Consider the following 21425-nt stretch of genomic DNA (forward strand, 5'->3'; position numbering starts at 1 on the left):
CCGACGCCGACGCATGCACCGCCCGCCTCGCCGCCCCCGCAACGACAACGGGCGGCCCGTTTCCGGCGCCGCCCGTTTCGCGTTGCGTGTTGCGCGTTTCGAAGACTAGCGCATCAGGCCGCCAGCAACCCGTGCGGGTCGATGACGAATTTGCGCGGCGCGCCGCCGTCGAACTTCTTGTAGCCTTCCGGCGCCTGGTCGAGCGAGATCACTTCGACGTTGACGATCTTCGCGATCGGCAGACGGTCGAACAGGATCGCCTGCATCAGGTTGCGGTTGTACTTCAGCACCGGCGTCTGGCCCGTGAAGAACGAATGCGACTTCGCCCAGCCGAGGCCGAAGCGGATGCTCAGGCTGCCGTGCTGCGCGGCCTTGTCCTTCGCGCCCGGATCGTCCGTCACGTACAGGCCCGGGATGCCGATCGCGCCGGCCGGCCGCGTGATTTCCATCAGCGAGTTCAGCACCGTCGCGGGCGCCTCTTCCGAGTGACCCGACGAACCGTGGCCGTGCGCTTCGAAGCCGACGCAGTCGACCGCGCAGTCGATCTCGGGCACGCCGAGAATCTGTTCGATCTGTTCGCCGAGCGACGCGTCCTTCGACAGGTCGACCGTCTCGAAGCCCATCGCCCTCGCGTGCGCGAGGCGTTCCGCGTTCATGTCGCCGACGATCGTCACGGCCGCGCCGAGCAGGCGCGCCGAGGCGGCCGCCGCCATCCCGACCGGGCCCGCGCCCGCGATATAGACCGTCGAGCCCGGCTTCACGCCCGCGCTCACCGCACCGTGATAGCCGGTCGGCAAGATGTCGGACAGGCAGGTCAGATCGCGGATCTTCGCCATCGCCTGGTCGCGGTCGGGGAACTTCAGCAGGTTGAAATCGGCATACGGCACGAGCACGTATTCCGCCTGGCCGCCGATCCAGCCGCCCATGTCGACGTAGCCGTATGCGCCGCCGGCACGCGACGGGTTCACGTTCAGGCACACGCCCGTATGCGTGTCCTTGCACATCGCGCAGCGCCCGCACGCGACGTTGAACGGCACCGACACGAGATCGCCGAGCTTCAGCGTCTCGACGTCGCGACCGATCTCGACCACCTCGCCGGTGATCTCGTGACCGAGCACGAGGCCGACCGGTGCGGTCGTGCGGCCGCGCACCATGTGCTGGTCGGAACCGCAGATGTTCGTGCTGACCACCTTCAGAATCACGCCGTGGCCGATCGCGCGGCCGCTCGGATCGACCATCTTCGGATAATCGATGCTCTGGACTTCGACCTGGCCCGGTCCAAGATAGACGACACCTCGATTGCTGCTCATCGTATTGTCTCCATGTCTCGTTGGATAGCGCGGCGGCACGCCGGCGAATGCGGCGCGCACGCAACGTGCTGTTCGAGAGTAGTCCGGGAGGCAGGGGCGCCGATGTCTCAAACGCGACATGCGTTTGAACTGCGCCGACATCGATGGCGGAAATACGAAAGTCGGGCGGGAAACGACGGGAAGGCCGGGACGCAGCGGGATGCATCTCGGGTCGGACCGGTCCTTACGACCGGCCCTGCCCTTTTTTCGGCGGGCGTTACCCGCCCTGATTCTCGCGAATGACCGCCGCGGCGGCCGCTTCCGCCTCGCTCGCGACGCCGTCGTGCACACGCGTGCTGACGGCCGGCGTCGGCGGCTCGCTGTCGAGCGCGTGGCCGTTGCGGTCGTGCGTGTCGACCGTCGCGCGCATCGACAGCCCGACGCGCAGCGGGTGCGCGGCGAGATCTTCTGTCTCGAATCGTATCGCCGCTAAATTGAGATGGCTCTAAGCACCGTGAAGCTAGGATTATCGCTTTCCGAGGGAGACTGAGAGCATGATGCGACGAATCGCAGTAGTAGGCGACACGCTTTCGAGCGGCGGCCAGATAAGCGCGTACAGCGGGCCGACGTTCAAGATGGGCAGTCATCAAGCCGCCCTGATTGGCGGACCGGCTTTCTGTACCGCATGCAAGCGTCCCGGAGTTATCGCCAAGTCAGGCGGGCCATACCGAATAAAATTCATGGGCGAAGTCGCGCTAGATGGCGACATCGTGATCTGCGCGTGCCCGACACCCCCACACATCGTCGCATCGCTCGGTGGCGAAAAATGGTGCGATGACCGAGTAGAAGGCAGCGGGAGGGTGATTTCGAGCCTCACTACAACTGGCGGCGTCGCGTCGATCAAAAAAGGGGCCTTCGACGAGCAAGTGAGGGCAACCGAACATCAGGTGGATGGCTTACCCTACTACATCGAAACGGCAGACGGGCGCGTGCATTCCGGCCGTCTTGGTACGGATGGAGTCTTGCCGCGAATCCATACCGGCGACAACCCTGACCACTACACAGTCTTCTGGGGCGACGATGCACTTGCGAAGCAACACGGGGACGAATAACAATGCCGCATACCAAACCGTCAAAGGTCCGCTCAAACGACACACCACGATCGCAGAAGTCGATTCCTGTTCCTGCAATCACGTTCAAAGAGCTGTGGGATAACTTCCCTTCCGGCAACCCGTACGACGATCCGGCATACAAGAATCAATGCGCCATCCGCTTAAGTGTCACGTTGCATCGTGTCGGCGTCGATATGAAGTCGTTCAATTCAAAAACGGTCAAGCCGATGTCAGGTGCAAAGACAATCGGACGCATCATGCTTGACGGAAAGTCGACAGCGACACGCGCCGATGAACTAGGCGAATGGTTGCAGCTACAACCATTTTCCGGTCTTCCAAAAGCCGAGAACATCACAGGACCAGATTGGGAATCTAAGGTCAAGGGCCGTACAGGTATCATTCAGTTCTCAAAGTATTGGACACGGGACGGCGAATCCGCATCAAGTGCGACGGGCGGACACATAGATCTCTGGAACGGCTCACGCTTAACAGTTAGTAGCTTTTGGAATGGCTTCGCGACATGGGGACGATACTTCGGGACTTCGTCGTTTCGACAGGGAGAAACCTTGTTTTCACAAGCCGCTTATTCCGACCTTGGCGGATCGAAGAAAATTCTATTTTGGGAAATCAAGTGAAACGAATTGCGATATCGCTATGCGGCTTGCTGTTCGGATTGCTCGTCACATGGACTTTCTTCTACACGTTCAGTCATGTCCACGGGTCCGCAAGACCTGACCGCATCGCGACTGGCTGCAACGAGCTAGGTAAATGCGCAACTCCTTGGTGGGTTGCACCGGTATTGATTTCGTATCTTTGCGGCCCCGCTATAGCATTCTGCGCACTTAACGCGGTTGCTTGGAAGCGATGGCCGGTCAGAAAGTGGGCGCTATGGGGCATCGCAATTCTTGTCGTGACCAGCACCCTTTACCTTGCCGATTACTTCGCGAAGTAATCACGCGGTCCGCACAATGCGGGCCGGTTTCATTGTTCTCCGGCGCCCATATCGCGCCACAAACGCACCGAGCGATCGCTGCGTATCAAGTTGAGTGCGATTGTCACCCTCAATGACTTGTCGACCTGCGGAGTAATGCACCTATCGATTTCGCCCAGGCAAGCCCCAAAATATCATGGGCCGGGATTGGCAGAGCAAGTCTAACGAACGAATCGGCATCATCTATTTTTTCGTCTGCTGCCGGCAGGATGGCGACTCCGCCCGTCCATCGCTTTCCCCATACTCAACGCCATCGCGTATCAGCGATGGTCTGCACGCAAGCGGGGAATCACGTTCGATTGCGCCCCCCTCTTCGTCGTGATGTTCCATCTCGCAACGTATGCAATACCTGCGTTAGGGCCTGTCGGCTGATACGTTGTCCGGTTGCCCGCGGCCAATCGAGCCCCAAAGCACTCACCCGCCCTGATTCTCGCGAATGACCGCCGCGGCGGCCACATCGGCCTCGCTCGCGACGCCGTCGTGCACGCGCGTGCTGACGGCCGGCGTCGGCGGCTCGCTGTCGAGCGCATGGCCGTTGCGGTCGTGCGTGTCGACCGTCGCGCGCATCGACAGCCCGACACGCAACGGATGCGCGGCGAGATCGCGCGGATCGATCGCGATCACGACCGGCACGCGCTGCACGACCTTGATCCAGTTGCCGGCCGCGTTCTGCGACGGCAGCATCGAGAACGCGCTGCCCGTGCCCGCCGAGAAGCCCTGCACACGGCCGCGATAGGCCACCCGCGTGCCATAGAGGTCCGACACGACCTCGACCGGCTGCCCGACGCGCATATGGCGGATCTGCCCTTCCTTGAAATTCGCCTCGATCCACAGCCGGTTCAACTGCACGACCGACATCAGCGGCACGCCGGGCCCGACCTGCTGGCCGACCTGCACCGAGCGCTGCCCGATCGTGCCGTCGACGGGCGCGACGATCGTCGTGCGCTTCAGGTTCCGGTACGCGAGCTTGAACTGCGCGGCTGCCTGCACGACGGCCGGGCTTTCGTCGATCGACAGCTTGCTGCCGAGCGCGCGCGCGGCGTCGAGCTGCGCCTGCGCGGCCGCGAGATTCGCCTGCGCGCCGGCCACCGCCGCGCGCGCACGCGCCAGTTCCTCGGGCGCGACGATCTCGACCGATGCGCCCGAGCGCGCCGCGAACGCACGCTGCGCGAGCGACAGGTCGGCACGTCGCGCGTTCACGGCCTCGACGTACATCGTGTTCGAGATCTTCGCGTTCGCGACCTGCCGCACGGCCTGCGCGAGCTGCGCCTTCGCCTGCGCGAACGCGACGGACGCCTCGGTGTCGTCGAGCCGCACGAGCGTCTGCCCGGCGCGCACGGCCTGCGTATCGGCAACCAGCACGTCGGTCACGGCGCCCGGAATCTGCGCGGCGACCTGCACGATGCTGCCCGCGACATACGCGTCGTCGGTGTCTTCGTAATAGCGGTCGCTCAACAGCCAGTACGCGATCCACGCGAGCGCGGCCAGCAGCACGACCACGAAGAACACGGTGAAGCGCCTGCGGCGCGTCGCGCGGCGCGCATCGAGTGCCGGGTCGTTCAGCGCGGCCGGCTGCGCGGCGGTATGAAGGTTATCGTGGTGCATCAGTCGCTTTGCGTAACGATCAGACGATCGTGCTGGAAGACGGGGATCGCCGGCGTAACCGACGGGCCCGGCGCCGGGCTTGCCGATGCCGTGCGCGCGAGAACAGGCGTGCCGCGAGGCGTCGCGCCGGGGTTGGTCGTACCGATCGTCGACGGACGCGCCGCGTCGTCGCTAGGTGCGGGTGCGGGTGCGGTCGCGGGTGCGGCACTCGCCGTGCCGGTAGCCGGTGGCACGACACTGCGTCCCTGGCGCGCATCGGCGGAAGCACCAGCCGCCGCCCGGCTCGCGGCCGGAGCGGCGCCAGCGACCGTAGCAGTCGCCGCCCCGCGCCTCGCGGCCCCGCTGCGCGCCAGATGCACGGCAGTTGCCTGCGCAACCGTTGCGCCCGCATCGAACCCGCCGCCCAGCGCGCCGATCAGCCCGACGCGCAGCGTCCGCTGCCGGCCGAGCAACGCGATCATCTGGGCGCGCTCGTCGATCAGCGTGAGATCCGCGACATCGACGTCCTTCTGCATCAGCACGCCGCGCCGGTGGCGGCCGGCTGCGATCTGCACGATCTTCTGCGCGGCCGCCACCGCATCCTGCTGCTGTGCGACGAGCGTCTGCGACGTCTGCAGCGACGTGACGAACTGCGCGACCTGCCCGAGCGCATCGTCGACGGTCTTGTTGTACAGGCCAATGGCGACGTCGGCCTGCGCGACATCCGCACCGAGCTTCGCTTTAAGCCGGCCGCGATCGAAGATCGGCAGCGAGATCGCGGGACCGACGGACCCTGCAAGCGAGTCGCGCGAGAACAGCGACGCGGGCGTGAGCGCAAACACGCCGCCGAGCGCGACGAGGTTCACGTCCGGATAGAACTGCGCGCGCGTCGAATCGGCATTCGCGAACGCGGCTTCGACACGCAGCCGCGCGGCGACGATGTCGGGCCGGCGGCCGAGCAGGTCGGCCGGCAGCCGCGCGGGCACCGCGCTGCCCGCGAACGCGCCGACGCGCGGCCGCTGCAACGCGAGCCCGCGCTCGGGGCCGCGCCCCGACAGCACGCCGAGCTGCAGTTGTGCGAGCTTGATCTGCTCGTCGCTCAGCGCGATCTGCGCGAGCAGCTTGCTGCGCTTGATCGACGCATCGCTCGCGTCGTACGCATTATCGAGGCCGCGCGCGGTGCGCTCGCGCAGCACGGTCGTCACGCGCTGGCTGACCTTCAGCTTCTGCTGCAGCAGATCCTGCGTCGCGTACGCCTGATCGAGCTGGCAATACACGGTGACGATCGCGACGGCGAGCGTGAGCCGCACCTGTTCGGCCTCGACACCGGCCGCGTCACGCAGCGACATCAGGCTCTTCGTCGCGGCACGGTTCTTCCCCCACAGGTCGAGCTGATAGTTCAGTCCGACGAACACCGACGACGGCGACACGATCGGATCGCCGAAAATCTCGACCGGCACGCGATAGCCGCCGGCCGTCACGTCGGCGATGTCGCCGGGCTTCGGCATCCGCGCGCGGCTGACCGTCGCGCCAGCGGTGCCCGTCAGCCCCGTCAGCGAATCGAACTGCTGAAGCTGCGCCTGCGCGATCCGCAGCCGCGCCTGCGCGACCTGCAGATCGGGGTTGTTCTGCGACGCCTCCGCCACCAGTGCGTCGAGCTGCGGATCCTGCAATTGCTTCACCCAGTCGGGCGCCGGCCATGTGCCGTTCGCGCCGGGGCCGGCCGTGTGCGCAAGCGCATCGCCGGCCGGCGCGCGCAGCGACAGCGAAGGCAGGAAGCCCGACGGCACGCATCCGCCCAGTGCCAGCAGCACGGCCGCCGCCGCGACCATCGAGCCGCGTTGCACGCCATACGCCAGACCCGCCGCTTTCTTCACACGCCGCATCGCGCCCTCACCCCTGCTGAATGCGCTGTGCGCGTGCAGCCAGCCGCGGCCGCGTGCGTTCGAGCGGACCGAGCCGGCCGAACAGGCCGTCGGCGACACCGAACAGGATGCCGGCGAGCTTCGCGCGCTTGTCGCGCTCGACGAGCGCGATCTGAACGACCTGCCACACGGTCAGCAGGTTCGGCACGATCGCCACCGGAAAGCGCAGCCCGTACTGCATCCCGAGCTGCACCGCATTGCGCGCGCTGTAGTAGCGCCGTTGCCACGAATGATTCATCGACGTCATTTCAAAAGGGCCGATCGCGTGACGCTGCTTCGCGCCGATCCGGTGCGGCAGCACCAGCGACGGCACGACATAGAGCGGCACGTTGCGCGACAGCGCGCGGAAGCTGTATTCGGTATCGACGTGATCGATGAAGAGCGTCTCGTCGAACCGGCCGAGCAGGTCGAACGCGTCGCGCGATACGACGCAGCCCGACGAGATCAGGAACGCGCAGCGCTGCAGCGGCGCGCCCGGTTCGATGCGCAGGCGGCGCAGCCCGATCCCGTTGGTCGACAGTTCGGGCAGGAAGCTGCGCGCGTTCTCGTCGAAGATGCGCGGGCCGGCCAGGAACGCGCGCCCCGCGAGCCCCGCGCAGACATCGCGCATCGTCGGGAAATACGCGGCCGGCACCGACGAATCCTGATCGAACAGCGCGACCGCATCGATGCGATCGCGAAACAGCGCCGCGAGCCCCGCGTTGTATGCGCCCGCGATCCCGCCGCGATTGCCGTGATGCAGCAGCGCGATGCCTTCGCGCGCGCACAGGTCGCGCGCCCGCGCATCGGGCTGCGGCGTGTTGTCGACGACGAGCAACGCGTCGCACGCATGCCGCCATGCGCCAAGCGCGTCGAGTTGCGCGTCGCTCGGGTGATACAGGATCACGAGTGCGCCGAGTGTCGTCATGTCCGTCTCCTCAATGTCCGAAGGACGCTGCCGCGCCGCGCTTCGGCCGCGTCAGCCACATCATTGCCGCGAGCACGACGCAGGTCATGCTCGCCATCCAGAACATGTCGTTCGTCGCCATCATGTACGCCTGCTGCATCACGACCTGGTGCAGCGTCGTCAGCTCGCGCACGCCGTCCACGCCCATCGTGTTCAGCGCATGCACGAAGCGCTGCGTGTTCGCCGACGCTTGCGTGACGGACTGCGACACGACGTCGTAGTGATAGGTCGCGCGGTTGTCCCACAGCGTCACGCTCATCGCGGTGCCGAACGCGGCCGACAGCGTGCGCAGGAAGTTCGACAGGCTCGATGCGGCGGCAAGCCGGTCGTCCGGGATGCGCGACAGCGTCGCGGCGGTCAGCGGAATGAAGAAGAGCGGCAGCCCGATCCCCTGGATCAGGCCGGGCGCGGCGATCTGCGCGAACGTCATCTTCAGCGCGAAATGCGCGTCCCACGCGAGCACGCCCGCGAACACGAGGAAGCCCACCGTCGCGAGCACGCGCGCGTCGAAGCGATGCGCGTACAGGCCGACGAGGATCGAGAACACGAGCGCGAGCACGCCGAGCGATGCGGTCGCGAGCCCGGCATGAAACGCGTTGTAGCCCATCACGGCCTGCATCCACAGCGGGAACACGACGCCGACCACCGAGAAGCTCATCATCCCGAGCGAGATGATCAGCACGCAGAACGAGAACGTGCGGTCGCGAAACAGGCCGAGATCGACGACGGGATGCGCTTCGCCCGCCTCCCAGATCAGCAGCGACACGATCGAGAGCCCCGCGACCACCGCGAGCGCGACGATCAGCGGCGAATCGAACCAGCCGCGATCGTGGCCGAGATCGAGCATCGCCTGCAGCGAGCCGACGCCGATCACGAGCAGCACGATGCCCGGCACGTCGATCGGGCCGGCCGCGCCGCGCTGCGCGTCGGGGCGCAGCATCGCGGTGCACACCGCAAACGAGAACAGCCCGATCGGCAGATTGATCAGGAAGATCCACGGCCACGAGAAATTGTCGACGATCCAGCCGCCGACCACCGGCCCGAAGATCGGCGCGAGCAGCACCGTCATCGCCCACAGCGCGAGCGCGATCGTTCGCTTGTCCGGCGGGAACGTACGCAGCAGGATCGTCTGCGACAGCGGCACCATCGGCCCCGAGCACAGCCCCTGCAGCGCGCGGCAGATCACCAGCACGTGCAGGTCGCGCGCGAGCCCGCACAGCAGCGACGTCAGCGTGAACAGCAGCACCGCGCCGACGAACAGCCGCAGTTCGCCGACGCGGCGCGCGAGCCAGCCCGTCAGCGGCACAGCGATCGCGGCCGCGACCGAATACGAACTGATCACCCACGTGCCCTGGCTGTTCGATACGCCGAGACTGCCGGAGATCGCCGGCACCGCGACGTTCGTCACGGTCGAATCGAGCACCTCGATGAAGGTCGCGAGCGACAGCGCGAACGTCAGCAGCGCGAGCCGGATGCCGCGCACCGGCAGCGCGGCCGGTTCCGACGCCGGGGCCGGCGCATCGAACGCGGACGGCGCACCGGGCGCGTCGCGAAGCGGCGACGCGGTGCTCATGCGCCGGCCGCCGCGACATCGGCCCGCGCGGTCACCCGCCTGCGCTTCGGCGCGAACCGTTCGATGAAATCGGCGGCCGCGTGACAGCCGTCCGGCGCGGCGGCGAGCAATGCACGCGCACGCTCCGCATGCACCGCGAACGCGGGTTCGTCGAGCACGTGCGCGAGCGCCGCGCCGAGACGCGCGCCATCGACGGGGCCATCGACACGCACGCCGCTGCCGCTCGCCGCGACGCGTTGCGCGTTGTCGAACTGGTCGTGCGCGAACGGCGTCACGACCTGCACGATCCCGGCCTCGTACGCGAGCGCCGCGGTGCCGATCCCGCCGTGATGCACGAGCGCGCGGCAACGCGGCAGCAGTGTGCGCATCGGCACGAAGCGGCGCACCAGCAACCGGTTGCCGTCCGGCGCCGCATCGTGCGGCGTCAGCAGGATCCCGCGCGCGCCGGTCGCGCGCAGCGCGTCCGCCGCCGCGCGCGCATACGCCGCGTGATCGACCAGCGTCGAGCCGGCCGTGAACACGACGGGTGGCTCGCCGGCCGCAAGAAACGCATCCAGTTCCGCATCTTCGTCGGGCGTCGTAATGTCGTTGAACAGCGGAAAACCGCTTTGCAGATGATTCGACGGCCAGTCGGGCTGTGCCGGCGCGAACCAGCCGGGAAACAGGCACAGCACGCCGTCGGTCGAATGCAGCCAGCGGCCGAGCACGCGACGAGCGGGCGCGAGCCCGAGATCGCGGCGCACCGCGTTCAGCGCGGGGCCGCAAACGCGGTCGAGCACCTGACACTCGATCAGCGTCATCAGCGCCGACTTCACGGGCAGCGGCCAGCGTGCGGGAATCGTCAGGCGCGGGTGCGTCGGCGGCGCATGCGCGGACAGCAGCGTCGACGGCGACACCTGCACCGACACGTACGGCGTGCCGTGCAGCTCCTGCATGAAGCGCGCGGAGAACGCCCACAGCGTGCCGACCAGCACCGTATCGTCGTCGGCCAGCGCGCGCAGCGCGTCGTAGTGCGGGCGCAGCATCGGCGCGATCACCTGCCACAGCGTGCGGAACGACGTGCGCGGGTCCCACAGCGCGGGATTCGCCATCGCGGCGTCGTACTCGGCCGCGGTGCCGACCGGCACGAACGCGAAACCGCAGCGACGCACGGCCGCCTCGAACGGCGCGTGCGTGCAGAACACGACCTCGTGACCGCGCGCCGCGAGCGTGCGCGCGACGCCGAGCAACGGATGCACGTCGCCCGCCGAGCCGATCGCGGTCACGATCATCTTCGCCATCGCGCGCCTCGCGGGGTTCAGTAGAAACCGGGAATCAGCGCCGCGACCTCGCGACGGTACTGCGCGTACGCCGGCCCGAAATGCCCGGTCAGCCAGCTTTCCTCGACGCGCACCTTGTACGCGAGCGACGCGAACACGAGCAGCACGCCGATCACGCCGCGCCATTCGCCGCCGATCAGCGCGGCGCCGACGAGCGCGATCAGGCAACCCGTGTAGATCGGGTGACGCACGAGCGCGTACGGCCCCGTGCGAACGAGTTCGTGGTCTTCCTTCAGCGTGACGGACACGCTCCAGTTCGTGCCGAGATGCAGCCGCGCCCACACCGAGAACAGCAGGCCCGCGACCAGCACCGCGAGCCCGCACTGCGCCTGCAGCCCGAAGCGCTGCAAGTCGGGAACCAAAGCCTGCCATGACGGATCGGGCAGGATGATCAGCGCGCCGCCGACGATCAGCGGAATCGACTGCAGCGTGCGCGAGCGCGACGCCTCCTTGCGCACGGTCGTCTTCACGCCTTGCGACGTGGCGATCCAGTACGCGAGCCATGCGGCCCAGGGAACGACGATGGCGATGGTCTGAACGATATTCACGGCTGGCCTGCCTCGTTGGGATGGGAATTCGGATGCGCGGGCCGGGCCCGCCGCACGACGTTCGGCGTCACGACGACAGCGCGTGCATCGAAGCAGGCACGCACGCATGCGCGGCGGCGAGCGCCATGCCGGCCGCGACCGGCGACCCGTCGCAGAAGAAATCGAGCAGCGCCGCCCGCGTGTACTCGCGCTGCGCGCGGCCTTCGATATCGAGGAAATGGCCGGCGTCCGGCACCGTCGCGAATCGCGCGCGCGGCACGTGCGCGCCGAGCTGGCGAACGTCGGCCGGCGTCGTGTATTCGTCGCGCTCGCCGTTCAGGAACAGCAGCTCGCAGCCGATGTTCGAGAACTCGCTGAAGTAGCGCTCGGGCTGCAGCGACAGGATCTGGTCGACGTGGAATGCGACCTGGTCCTGCTCGCCGCGCGGCAGGCGCGTGAGATACCGGTAGTTGTACAGCTTCATGATGCGCGGCAGGTAGCGGCCGACGGTGTCGTTCAGCAGTTGCGCGGCCTTCAGGTTCTCGCCGGCCGCGATGTGGTCGCGGGCGCGCGTCACATAGTCGACCATCGCGTCGTTCAGGAACGGCGAGAACGAGCAGATCGCCGCGCGGCGCACGCTCGGGCAGCCGCGCGCGAGCGCGAACAGCGACGCGACGCCGCCCCACGACACCGACACCAGGAACGCCGGCGCGAAGTGCTCGACCAGATACTGGAGGATCGCGGCTTCGTCGTCCTTGGTCAGGATGAAGCAGCCCGGGTTGTGCTGGCGCGACTGCCCCGCGTACGGCAGGTCGAAGCAGATCGTGTTCATCCGCTCGCCGAGATACTGGACGGTCTGCCCGAACGACGCGGTCGTCGCGAGCGCGCCGTTGACGAGCATCGCCGTGTCGAACGCCGGGTCGAACACGTTCCGTTCGACGTAGACCTTCAGACCATTCGGCAGCGGGACCACGTGTTTTTCGGTCGGCATCGTCGTTCTCCGGTGGATGCGGCGTCTCGACGTCGCGGCATGCTGCAGGTGCGCAATGGCTGGCGCCGGCCCCGCGCGCGGTGCATTGCCGCGCCATTGCCGACGCACCGCGGCAAATGCCGGCGGCGCCCATTCATTCCTCGTAGTGCGGCGCCATACTAATACGGACAATATTACTGACTCAAGTCATCCCAACGAGCCCCTCTACTCGGACGGGAAATACGACGGATTCAAATTATTTCCGCATTTTTTATGGTATGCGGAATCACCAGGAAGGCGATCGCAATCGTTTGCTAGCGGATGGCCACGCCCCACAAAAATTCATAAATTCTCTTTATATTCATGACTTTGCACCGTTTTATTCGCTCGATTTAAACGCAATTTCATGAATGAATTGCGACAGCATTTCGCGCACCGAATTTCAATTTTCATGCGATCTCACAAACCTCGACATTCTTTCGCGCCGTAAAGAATACGAAGCGCGCAACGATTAACCCGATTGATCGACCGACTTGAAAACCGTTTTAAACAAACTCCAGTTTATTTAACCGTCTTTCAATTATTTTTCCGCACCTGCACAACGCCCGGTTGCGCTCCACTCCCCTGGTCGAATGCGCGCCACCATCGTCAGACCCCGATTTTTTGTTGATTGAACGATCAATAAAAAACCGCTAAGCTTCCGACTTCCATGGAGATGGCCCGTCCGGGCGAAGGGAGTCGCGATGCCGAAAGTCGGAATGCGGGAGATTCGCCGCGCCCAGTTGATCGACGCCACGCTGCGCTCGATCGACGAAGCGGGCCTGCCCGGCACGACGCTCGCATCGGTCGCGCAGCGCGCGAACATCTCGACGGGCATCGTCAGCCACTACTTCGGCGACAAGGACGGCCTGCTCGAAGCGACGATGCGGCACGTGCTGCGCGACCTGTGGTCGGCCACCACGCGCCGCCGCGTGGCGGCTCGCAAGGATCCGCGTGCGCGGCTGCGCGCGATCGTCGCCGCGAACTTCGACGACACGCAGGTCAGCGCGCCCGTGATGAAGACGTGGCTCGCGTTCTGGTCGCAGAGCATGCACGACCCGATGCTCAAGCGCCTGCAGCACGTCAACACGCGGCGCCTCCATTCGAACCTGTGCGCCGAATTCGCGAAGGCCTTGCCGCTCGCGAAGGCGCGCGAAGCCGCCAGCGGCCTCGCCGCGCTGATCGACGGCCTGTGGCTGCGCGGCGCGCTCGCCGGCGGCCCGATCGACACCCGGGCGGCACTGAAGCTCGCCCACGATTACATCGACCTGCTGCTCGCGTCCGACTGACGCTACGCAGTCGCCCTCAAGGAGATCCTCATGTCCGTATTCGGTTTGCAGCGCCTCTACATCGGCGGCGGTTACGTCGACGCCACGAGCGGCAAGACTTTCGACACCTTCGACCCCGCCACCGGCGAACTGCTCGCGCAGGTGCAGCAGGCGAGCGCGGCCGACGTCGACCGCGCGGTCGCGTCCGCGCAGGAAGGCCAGCGCGAATGGGCCGCGCTGACCGCGATGCAGCGCTCGCGGATCCTGCGCCGCGCGGTCGACCTGCTGCGCGAGCGCAACGACGAGCTCGCGGCGCTCGAAACGCGCGACACCGGCAAGCCGATCGGCGAGACGCTCGCGGTCGACATCGTCACCGGCGCGGACGTGATCGAGTACTACGCGGGCCTCGCGACCGCGATCGAAGGGCTGCAGGTGCCGCTGCGCGCCGATTCGTTCGTCTACACGCGCCGCGAACCGCTCGGCGTGTGCGCGGGCATCGGCGCATGGAACTACCCGATCCAGATCGCGTGCTGGAAGACGGCGCCCGCACTCGCGGCCGGCAACGCGATGGTGTTCAAGCCGAGCGAAGTCACGCCGCTGACGGCGCTGAAGCTCGCGGAAATCTATACGGAAGCCGGCGTGCCGGCCGGCGTGTTCAACGTCGTGCAGGGCGACGGTTCCGTCGGCGCGCTGCTCACCGGCCACCCGGACATCGCGAAGGTGTCGTTCACCGGCGGCGTCGAGACGGGCAAGAAGGTGATGTCGCTCGCGGGCGCATCGTCGCTGAAGGAAGTGACGATGGAACTCGGCGGCAAGTCGCCGCTGATCGTGTTCGACGATGCGGACCTCGACCGCGCGGCCGACATCGCGGTGACCGCCAACTTCTTCAGCTCGGGCCAGGTCTGCACGAACGGCACGCGCGTGTTCGTGCACCGCTCGATCAAGGACGCGTTCACGCAGCGCGTGCTCGAACGCGTGAAGCGCATCCGCGTCGGCAAGCCGACCGATGCCGATACCAACTTCGGCCCGCTCGTGTCGGCCGCGCAGCTCGACAAGGTGCTCGGCTTCATCGAAAGCGGCAAGGCCGAAGGCGCGAAGCTGCTCGCCGGCGGCACGCGGCTGACCGACGGCCACTTCGGCAGCGGCCAGTACGTCGCGCCGACCGTGTTCGGCGACTGCCGCGACGACATGAAGATCGTCCGCGAGGAAATCTTCGGGCCGGTGATGAGCATCCTCGATTTCGAATCGGAGGACGAAGTGATCGCCCGCGCGAACGACACGCACTACGGGCTCGCGGCCGGCGTCGTGACCGAGAACCTGTCGCGCGCGCACCGCACGATCCATCGCCTCGAAGCCGGCATCTGCTGGATCAACACGTGGGGCGAATCGCCGGCCGAGATGCCGGTTGGCGGATACAAGCAATCCGGTGTCGGACGCGAGAACGGCATCACGACGCTCGAACACTACACTCGGATCAAGTCGGTGCAGGTCGAGCTCGGCCGCTACAACCCGGTGTTTTGATTCTTGAAGGAGGAGAACCCGTCATGACGACACGCGAATACGACTACATCATCTGCGGCGCAGGTTCCGCGGGCAACGTGCTCGCAACGCGCCTGACGGAAGATCCGGACGTCACGGTGCTGCTGCTCGAAGCGGGCGGCCCCGACTACCGCTTCGACTTCCGCACGCAGATGCCGGCCGCCCTCGCCTATCCGCTGCAGGGCCGCCGCTACAACTGGGCGTACGAAACCGACCCCGAGCCGCACATGGACAACCGCCGGATGGAATGCGGCCGCGGCAAGGGGCTCGGCGGCTCGTCGCTGATCAACGGGATGTGCTACATCCGCGGCAACGCGCTTGACTACGACAACTGGTCGACGCACAAGGGCCTCGAGAACTGGACGTATCTCGACTGCCTGCCGTACTTCAAGAAGGCCGAGACGCGCGACGTCGGCCCGAACGACTACCACGGCGGCAACGGCCCCGTGTCGGTCACGACCAGCAAGCCGGGCGTGAACCCGCTGTTCGAGGCAATGGTCGACGCGGGCGTGCAGGCCGGCTATCCGCGCACCGACGACCTGAACGGTTATCAGCAGGAAGGCTTCGGCCCGATGGACCGCACCGTCACGCCGCGCGGCCGCCGCGCAAGCACCGCGCGCGGCTACCTCGACCAGGCGCGCGCGCGGCCGAACCTCGAGATCGTCACGCACGCGCTCGCCGACCGCATCCTGTTCGACGGCAAGCGCGCATCGGGCGTCACGTACCTGCGCGGCAGCGAGCGCGCGACCGCGCATGCGCGCCGCGAAGTGCTCGTGTGCAGCGGCGCGATCGCGTCGCCGCAACTGCTGCAGCGCTCGGGCGTCGGCCCCGGCGCTTGGCTGAAGGAGCTCGACATTCCGGTCGTGCTCGACCTGCCCGGTGTCGGCCAGAACCTGCAGGATCACCTGGAGATGTACATCCAGTACGAGTGCAAGGAACCCGTGTCGCTGTATCCGGCGCTCAAGTGGTGGAACCAGCCGAAGATCGGCCTCGAATGGATGCTGAACGGCACCGGCCTCGGCGCGAGCAACCACTTCGAGGCGGGCGGCTTCATCCGCACGCGCGACGACGATCCCTGGCCGAACATCCAGTATCACTTCCTGCCGGTTGCGATCAACTACAACGGCTCGAACGCGATCGAGATGCACGGCTTCCAGGCGCACGTCGGCTCGATGCGCTCGCCGAGCCGCGGCCGCGTGAAGCTGCGCTCGCGCGATCCGAACCAGCATCCGAGCATCCTGTTCAACTACATGGCCGAAGCGCTCGACTGGCGCGAGTTCCGCGATGCGATCCGCGCGACGCGCGAGATCATGCGGCAGCCCGCGCTCGACCGCTATCGCGGCCGCGAGCTGAACCCGGGCGCCGACTGCAAGACCGACAACGAGCTCGACGCATTCGTGCGCGCCCGTGCGGAGACCGCGTTCCATCCGTCGTGTTCGTGCAAGATGGGTTACGACGACATGGCGGTGGTCGACGAAGAGGGCCGCGTGCACGGGCTAGAAGGGCTGCGCGTCGTCGATGCGTCGATCATGCCGATCATCACGACCGGCAACCTGAACGCGCCGACGATCATGATCGCGGAGAAGATCGCCGACAAGATTCGCGGCAGGAAGCCGCTCGCGCGTGTCGATGTGCCGTACTTCGTCGCGAACGGTGCGCTGGCGCGGAATGTCGCGAAGGCCGTGCGGCAGCCGGAGACGGTCTGACGACGGCGGGTGCGCTGCCCGCCTTCGACTGATGTACGAAACGCCGCCGACGATTACCGTCGGCGGCGTTTTTCCTTTCCGCGTCAGTCGTTGTTGACCTGTTGCCGCAAACGCTCGACGTCGACGTGCTTCAGGTAGTTCGTGATGTTCTGCCAGATCGGATGGAACCCGTAGCCGCCGTGCTGCAGTTCGTCGAGCGCCTGCTCGCGCGTCCAGCCCTGGTACACCATCCGGTACAGCGCCGACACGAGGCCCGTGCGATCGGCGCCGTGCTGGCAATGGATCAGCACCGGACCATCCTGGTCGGCGGTCCGCAGCGCCTTCAGCGCGGTGACCATGTCTTCGTCGCGGATGTACCACGTGTTGATGCGGATGCGCTGCATCTTGATCTGCGTGCCGGCCAGGATGCTGTCATCCGCGTGAAACGCGCGGAAGCTGATGACCTTGCGGATGCCGAGCTTCTGCAATTCCGGCACGTCTTCGCGCGAGAGCTGCGCGCTGCGGTACAGCTTCGGCGTGATGCGATGCAGGTTGTTCACGCGCGCATCGGCAATGCTTTGCGCCCACTCGATCGGTCGGGCCGCAACGCCGGAGGCCGGATCCGCGCAGGCCGGCTGAACGAGCCCAGTGAGCGTGACGGCGAGCATGGCGAGGAAAGCGGTTTTCATGTCGGTTCAGCGTTCAGTAAAAAGCGCGCTTGCTGCGTTCGCGCGACAGGATGAACAGGACAATCGCGGCGGCGCTCATGGTCCAGTAGTCGGTCGGTGCCACGCCGAGCCAGTGGATATGCCACGGCACGTTCGCCGGGTTGAAGCGGGCAAGACCGTAGGCCGGATTCAGCACGAACCACAGAAAATCCTCGGTCAGCCAGAACACCATGATGCACGCGATGATCCGTGCTTCGATGCGCCACGACCAGCGCCCGTTGAACACGGGCGGCAGATGGAAGAACAGCGCGACGAACGGGAACACCCACGCGTGGTAGCCGGTCATCGGGCGCCCGCCCCAGAAGATGTCGAGCAGCCAGTGATGCTCGATGCGCCAGGTCGGCAGGTTCGCGGCCCAGCCCGCGCTGCCCTCGATCTGGATCTCGACGTTCGCGAACAAGAACGCGAGCAACACGACCCACGCGACGACGAACAACGTATGGCGCGTCGGCACCAAGCGCGCGACGCTCATGCGGCAGGCTCCAGGCCCAGCACGCGATCGAGCACGAAACGTCCGGCCAGCGGCCGCCCGAGCGGAGCCAGACGGCGACGCATGTCGGCGAGGCGCTCCGGCGTCTGCAGCAACGCGCGGATCCGGTAGACGAGCGCATCGTCGTCGATGGCCTTCAGCGCGACGCCCTGTTCGAGCAGGAAATCCGCATTGCGCTCTTCCTGGCCCGGAATCGGCGAGTTGACGATCATCGGCAACTGCATCGCGAGACATTCGGACGTCGTCAGGCCGCCCGGCTTCGTGATGACGAGGTCGGCGCAGGCCATCAGGCGTTCGACCTGCTGCGTGAAACCCTGCGGAAAGAGCCGGCCGGGATGCTGCGCGGCGAGCGCCTGCAGCGACGCCAGCATCGCCTGGTTCTTGCCGGCCAGCGCGATCAACTGGAAATCGGCGTCCATCTGCAGCAGGCGCGTCGCCAGCACGTCGAGCCCGCCGAGGCCCGCGCCACCGGACATCATCAGGAACGTCGGTCGCGCGGGATCGAGGCCGAACTCGGCCGCGCAGGCCGCTCGATCGAGCGGCTGGCCGAACGCCGGCATGATCGGAATGCCGCTGACGTGCACCGTTTCGGGCGCCATGCCGCGCGCGTGCATGCGCCACGCGATCTCGTCGTTGGCCGCGAAGTAGCCGCGCATGTTCGGTACGACCCACATGCTGTGCAGGTCGAAATCGGTGACCTGCACCCACACCGGCGTGTCGACGCGCCCCTTGCGGATCTCGCGCGACAGCAGTTCGGCCGGCAGGAAATGCGTGCAGACGATTGCGTCCGGGCGCTGCCGTTCGATCTCCGCGAGCAACTGGCGGCAATTGAGCCGCTCGATCGCGCGCCGGATTTTCTGCGACGGTGCGGCGGGATCGACCTCGTCGGTCTTCTGGTACAGGTAGCCCCACAGCGCCGGCTGGCTGCTGACGAGCTTGATGTAGAGATCGGTGTACAGCTTGCGGAAGCCGGTGGACACGAAATCCATCACGTCCAGGTGCGTGGCTTCGATGCCGGCGGGATGGCTGTCGGCGAATGCGCGGATCGCTTCGGCCGCGCGGGTATGACCGGCGCCGGCGCTGACGCTCAGGAGAAGGATTTTCTTGTTTTGCTTTGACATCTGACTGACCGTTTCGATGAAGGTGATCCGGACGCGGGTTCGGCAGCGGCGCTCTCACGCAACTGCGTCTCGCGTCCGGCTTTCAACAAGCTTGGCGAATCTTCGGCGGCGCGGGCGGTCGGGTACTCCGAATCGATCGATCGCCGGCATCGACTGCGGCATCATACTGCGTCCGGTCGATGCGGCCCGGATCTGCGGGTGCCGTGCGGTCGGTCAGCGTGGCATGGCGCGCGGTCGGCGGGAGTCGCCGACGGCATGACGGCTTGGGGTCGCCGCCGCTTGGCGCCCCACTCGCGCTCGCGAATGGGGGGCCGTATTTCAGCGCGAACGGGTGTTCGCGCGCGGGTCGTTTCGTTTCGTGTCACCAACGGCTGAGGGCCGATCAGCCTTCCCCGCGTCTTCGCCGAACCGGGCCGTCGCCACGGTCCGCATCCGCTTTGCGCGGATGATCGGGTTCCATCGCGACGTCAGGCTCATCGCTTCGCGCAGGTGTTCGAACGCGACATCCTCCTTCGGCCCGAAGCGGCTGACCGCAGGCCACGCGAGCACGTGATCGAGCCACGTCTGCCACGCGTCGCCATGAAAGCGGCGGCCGATTTCCCGCACCGCGTCCGGCGCTGCGATCACGATACCCGCCAGCAGGTAGTACGCCCAGAAGCTTCCCGCGCCGACGAGTCGGTCGAGCCGGCACACGGACAGCGCGGCAAGCAGCCCGTCCGTCGACGCGAGATCGGCGCGATGGGTGCGTATCGCCTGCGCAACGAGGTTGTGCTGACCGCCATACGTGGCAACGGAAATCCCGTTGCCGGCGGCGAGCGCGGCCGAGAACATCGCGAGCACGGCCATCTCGTCGATGCGCGACGCATCGTCGCGCGGGCCGCATGCGCGCAACACGATCGCGTCGATGATGGCGCCGGGCCGGGCCGGAGTTTCCGCACTCGTCGCCGCGGCGACGGCCAGCTTTTCTCTCAGGTTCTTCGCAACGGGCGTCTCGCCCTGCCCGTCTCGTTCATCTGCGGTGCATACGCCAGCGTCTTCGCCGTTGCACTCGACACCGCCTGCAATCCGCTCGAGCGCGGCCCAGCCGACATCGGGATCGTCGAATGCGCACGCATCGATCACGCCGTGCGCGGCTTCGAACACGGCGTGCGAACCGGGGCACTGGCGTTCGGCTTCGGCGAGCTGCTGCGCGGAAGGCACATGCGAGCACGCGCCGAGCGGATCGGTCGGATCGCATCCGCAGCCGCCGCCGTCCGTTGCGATCCACGGCACCAGCCGGTGAAGAATCGCAGTCGCGTCGCGCGACAGGTTCACCCCTGCCCGCATGCGTATCGCGTGCGACGCGACGACCGTCGTGTCGCCGGCGTCGCCCGCCGCCACCGCGCAAGCGGCAGCGTCGAGATGTTCGATCAGGTACTGCAGCCACGCGGCCGTGCGCAGCCGGTCAGGCGTCGCGCCGCGGGCATCGCCATACTTCGCTGGGTCGGTGAGCATGGGTCGTCCAGAATAGTTCTGGCCAATTGGAATAATGTTGTTTCAATCGAATCGGGTGGCGCGGTATGCCGTGCCCCCGTGTATGTCCGCCCGCATCGGATCGCGACACGGGCGGCCAATCGGCCGTCGCGCCGATACGCGCGACGACACGAACGCATCGAAGCCGCGGAAACCCGCCACGCCTGCCGCACGGCCCTCGCGCGCGGCGGGTGCTCCGCTTCGATCCGCGACGCTTATTGCACGTGGAACTTCGGCGACGTCGTGACCGTGCCGGACACCGTGCAATTCGGCGTCAAGACGGAGTTATTGAACGTCAGCGACGAGTTCGGATCGCTCCATGCCGTGACCACCTTGCTCGGGCCGCACGCGCCGAGCAGCGCGACGTTCACGTGCACGTTGTTGATCGACAGCTGCGTCGTGCTGTCGGCCTGGCCCGTCCACGGCGACGTGCTGCTCGCCGTGCCGCTGATCAGGCCGCAGGTGGCGCCGCCGGTGAACGACGTCGACGTGATGGTGACGATACCGGTCGACGTGATCGTGCCGTTGAACGTCGCATTGCAGGTCGCGCTGATCGAGCCCTTGCTGAGGTTCGTGAGCCCCGACACGGAGAACGGCTCGCCGTTCGGATTCATCGGCTGCCCGTCGGCACGCGTAACGGTAACTGCGAAAGCAGGCGCGGCCGAAACCGCGGTGAAAGCCACTGCAGCAACAAGCGATGCGATTTTGCGAATGCTCATTTGAACTGCCCCCTCTCTTCACAAATGGCGGCACGCCGCCAGGAACGCGACCTCCCGGCCGGAATGGCCCGGCCGGCCGGTCGCAGGA

18 protein-coding genes and 1 pseudogene are annotated in these 21425 nt (G+C 66.7%); 5 read left to right on the forward strand and 14 right to left on the reverse strand.

Translation table 11 applies throughout. The features are described 5' to 3' along the window. Positions 1-113 precede the first annotated feature (113 nt). Together fdhA and LXM88_RS27150 are read right to left on the reverse strand one after the other, a co-directional pair. Entirely contained in the window at positions 114-1310 is a 1197-nt protein-coding gene (fdhA, locus tag LXM88_RS27145; RefSeq protein ID WP_262545820.1) for a formaldehyde dehydrogenase, glutathione-independent, read from the reverse strand. 256 nt (positions 1311-1566) lie between these two features. After that, positions 1567-1758 (reverse strand): annotated as a pseudogene (locus LXM88_RS27150) (hemolysin secretion protein D); the annotation flags it as partial. An 85-nt stretch (positions 1759-1843) separates the two neighbouring features. On the opposite strand from LXM88_RS27150, the gene LXM88_RS27155 reads away from it, so the two are divergent. After that, positions 1844-2401 (forward strand): PAAR domain-containing protein, encoded by a 558-nt coding sequence (locus LXM88_RS27155; RefSeq protein WP_262545822.1) that lies wholly within the window; start codon positions 1844-1846, stop codon positions 2399-2401. A gap of 2 nt (positions 2402-2403) precedes the next feature. Beyond that, positions 2404-3036 (forward strand): type VI secretion system amidase effector protein Tae4, encoded by a 633-nt coding sequence (locus LXM88_RS27160; RefSeq protein WP_262545824.1) that lies wholly within the window; start codon positions 2404-2406, stop codon positions 3034-3036. A 770-nt stretch (positions 3037-3806) separates the two neighbouring features. On the opposite strand, the gene LXM88_RS27165 is transcribed toward LXM88_RS27160, so the two are convergent. From LXM88_RS27165 to LXM88_RS27195, 7 genes are all read right to left on the reverse strand, one after another. Continuing rightward, positions 3807-4997: an HlyD family secretion protein gene (locus LXM88_RS27165; RefSeq protein ID WP_262545826.1), complete on the reverse strand. Its 1191-nt coding sequence runs from the start codon at positions 4995-4997 to the stop codon at positions 3807-3809. Continuing rightward, on the reverse strand, positions 4997-6862 hold the full coding sequence (locus tag LXM88_RS27170; RefSeq protein WP_262545828.1) for an efflux transporter outer membrane subunit: 1866 nt from the start codon (positions 6860-6862) through the stop codon (positions 4997-4999). The genes LXM88_RS27165 and LXM88_RS27170 overlap by 1 nt, the downstream gene beginning before the upstream one ends. Positions 6863-6869: 7 nt before the next feature. After that, complete coding sequence (locus tag LXM88_RS27175; protein ID WP_262545830.1) at positions 6870-7808, reverse strand: glycosyltransferase family 2 protein; 939 nt, start codon at positions 7806-7808, stop codon at positions 6870-6872. Positions 7809-7818: 10 nt separating this feature from the next. Further along, positions 7819-9420 (reverse strand): DHA2 family efflux MFS transporter permease subunit, encoded by a 1602-nt coding sequence (locus LXM88_RS27180; RefSeq protein WP_262545832.1) that lies wholly within the window; start codon positions 9418-9420, stop codon positions 7819-7821. Beyond that, the gene (locus LXM88_RS27185) at positions 9417-10700 is read right to left on the reverse strand and encodes a glycosyltransferase (RefSeq protein ID WP_262545834.1); all 1284 of its coding nucleotides are present in this window, start codon (positions 10698-10700) and stop codon (positions 9417-9419) included. The genes LXM88_RS27180 and LXM88_RS27185 overlap by 4 nt, the downstream gene beginning before the upstream one ends. 17 nt (positions 10701-10717) lie before the next feature. After that, positions 10718-11287: a methyltransferase family protein gene (locus tag LXM88_RS27190; RefSeq protein ID WP_262545836.1), complete on the reverse strand. Its 570-nt coding sequence runs from the start codon at positions 11285-11287 to the stop codon at positions 10718-10720. A gap of 67 nt (positions 11288-11354) precedes the next feature. Next, a complete protein-coding gene (locus tag LXM88_RS27195; protein WP_262545838.1) occupies positions 11355-12257 on the reverse strand; it encodes an alpha/beta fold hydrolase in 903 nt (300 codons plus the stop codon). Positions 12258-12979: 722 nt separating this feature from the next. Here LXM88_RS27195 and betI point away from each other — a divergent pair. From betI to betA, 3 genes are read left to right on the forward strand one after another with little or no spacing between them, the layout of a single operon-like run. Beyond that, on the forward strand, positions 12980-13564 hold the full coding sequence (gene betI, locus LXM88_RS27200; RefSeq protein ID WP_166965287.1) for a transcriptional regulator BetI: 585 nt from the start codon (positions 12980-12982) through the stop codon (positions 13562-13564). 30 nt (positions 13565-13594) lie between these two features. Continuing rightward, positions 13595-15064, forward strand: a complete 1470-nt coding sequence (gene betB / locus LXM88_RS27205; RefSeq protein WP_262545840.1) for a betaine-aldehyde dehydrogenase — start codon at positions 13595-13597, stop codon at positions 15062-15064. Between the two features lie 23 nt (positions 15065-15087). Then, on the forward strand, positions 15088-16788 hold the full coding sequence (gene betA, locus LXM88_RS27210; protein ID WP_262545842.1) for a choline dehydrogenase: 1701 nt from the start codon (positions 15088-15090) through the stop codon (positions 16786-16788). Positions 16789-16871: 83 nt separating this feature from the next. Here the strand turns inward: betA and LXM88_RS27215 are convergent, their stop codons facing one another. The 5 genes from LXM88_RS27215 to LXM88_RS27235 form a co-directional block, all read right to left on the reverse strand. Then, positions 16872-17456, reverse strand: a complete 585-nt coding sequence (locus tag LXM88_RS27215) for a dual specificity protein phosphatase family protein (protein WP_262545844.1) — start codon at positions 17454-17456, stop codon at positions 16872-16874. 13 nt (positions 17457-17469) lie between these two features. After that, positions 17470-17967, reverse strand: a complete 498-nt coding sequence (locus LXM88_RS27220) for a hypothetical protein (protein WP_262545846.1) — start codon at positions 17965-17967, stop codon at positions 17470-17472. Continuing rightward, complete coding sequence (locus tag LXM88_RS27225; protein WP_262545848.1) at positions 17964-19106, reverse strand: MGDG synthase family glycosyltransferase; 1143 nt, start codon at positions 19104-19106, stop codon at positions 17964-17966. Before LXM88_RS27225 ends, LXM88_RS27220 begins: the two co-directional genes overlap by 4 nt. Positions 19107-19424: 318 nt before the next feature. Beyond that, positions 19425-20600, reverse strand: a complete 1176-nt coding sequence (locus LXM88_RS27230; RefSeq protein WP_262545849.1) for a hypothetical protein — start codon at positions 20598-20600, stop codon at positions 19425-19427. A 233-nt stretch (positions 20601-20833) separates the two neighbouring features. Further along, positions 20834-21337 (reverse strand): activator protein, encoded by a 504-nt coding sequence (locus LXM88_RS27235; RefSeq protein WP_262545850.1) that lies wholly within the window; start codon positions 21335-21337, stop codon positions 20834-20836. Between the last annotated feature and the right edge of the window lie 88 nt (positions 21338-21425).

Origin of the sequence: Burkholderia sp. S-53 (genome assembly GCF_025560745.1) — a bacterium.
Classification (GTDB): domain Bacteria; phylum Pseudomonadota; class Gammaproteobacteria; order Burkholderiales; family Burkholderiaceae; genus Burkholderia; species Burkholderia pyrrocinia.

Coding starts and splice junctions, on each gene's coding strand:
- fdhA (WP_262545820.1), bottom strand. CDS start 1,310: ATGAGCAGCAATCGAGGTGTCGTCTATCTTGGACCGGGCCAGGTCGAA.
- LXM88_RS27155 (WP_262545822.1), top strand. CDS start 1,844: ATGATGCGACGAATCGCAGTAGTAGGCGACACGCTTTCGAGCGGCGGC.
- LXM88_RS27160 (WP_262545824.1), top strand. CDS start 2,404: ATGCCGCATACCAAACCGTCAAAGGTCCGCTCAAACGACACACCACGA.
- LXM88_RS27165 (WP_262545826.1), bottom strand. CDS start 4,997: ATGCACCACGATAACCTTCATACCGCCGCGCAGCCGGCCGCGCTGAAC.
- LXM88_RS27170 (WP_262545828.1), bottom strand. CDS start 6,862: ATGCGGCGTGTGAAGAAAGCGGCGGGTCTGGCGTATGGCGTGCAACGC.
- LXM88_RS27175 (WP_262545830.1), bottom strand. CDS start 7,808: ATGACGACACTCGGCGCACTCGTGATCCTGTATCACCCGAGCGACGCG.
- LXM88_RS27180 (WP_262545832.1), bottom strand. CDS start 9,420: ATGAGCACCGCGTCGCCGCTTCGCGACGCGCCCGGTGCGCCGTCCGCG.
- LXM88_RS27185 (WP_262545834.1), bottom strand. CDS start 10,700: ATGGCGAAGATGATCGTGACCGCGATCGGCTCGGCGGGCGACGTGCAT.
- LXM88_RS27195 (WP_262545838.1), bottom strand. CDS start 12,257: ATGCCGACCGAAAAACACGTGGTCCCGCTGCCGAATGGTCTGAAGGTC.
- betI (WP_166965287.1), top strand. CDS start 12,980: ATGCCGAAAGTCGGAATGCGGGAGATTCGCCGCGCCCAGTTGATCGAC.
- betB (WP_262545840.1), top strand. CDS start 13,595: ATGTCCGTATTCGGTTTGCAGCGCCTCTACATCGGCGGCGGTTACGTC.
- betA (WP_262545842.1), top strand. CDS start 15,088: ATGACGACACGCGAATACGACTACATCATCTGCGGCGCAGGTTCCGCG.
- LXM88_RS27215 (WP_262545844.1), bottom strand. CDS start 17,456: ATGAAAACCGCTTTCCTCGCCATGCTCGCCGTCACGCTCACTGGGCTC.
- LXM88_RS27220 (WP_262545846.1), bottom strand. CDS start 17,967: ATGAGCGTCGCGCGCTTGGTGCCGACGCGCCATACGTTGTTCGTCGTC.
- LXM88_RS27225 (WP_262545848.1), bottom strand. CDS start 19,106: ATGTCAAAGCAAAACAAGAAAATCCTTCTCCTGAGCGTCAGCGCCGGC.
- LXM88_RS27230 (WP_262545849.1), bottom strand. CDS start 20,600: ATGCTCACCGACCCAGCGAAGTATGGCGATGCCCGCGGCGCGACGCCT.
- LXM88_RS27235 (WP_262545850.1), bottom strand. CDS start 21,337: ATGAGCATTCGCAAAATCGCATCGCTTGTTGCTGCAGTGGCTTTCACC.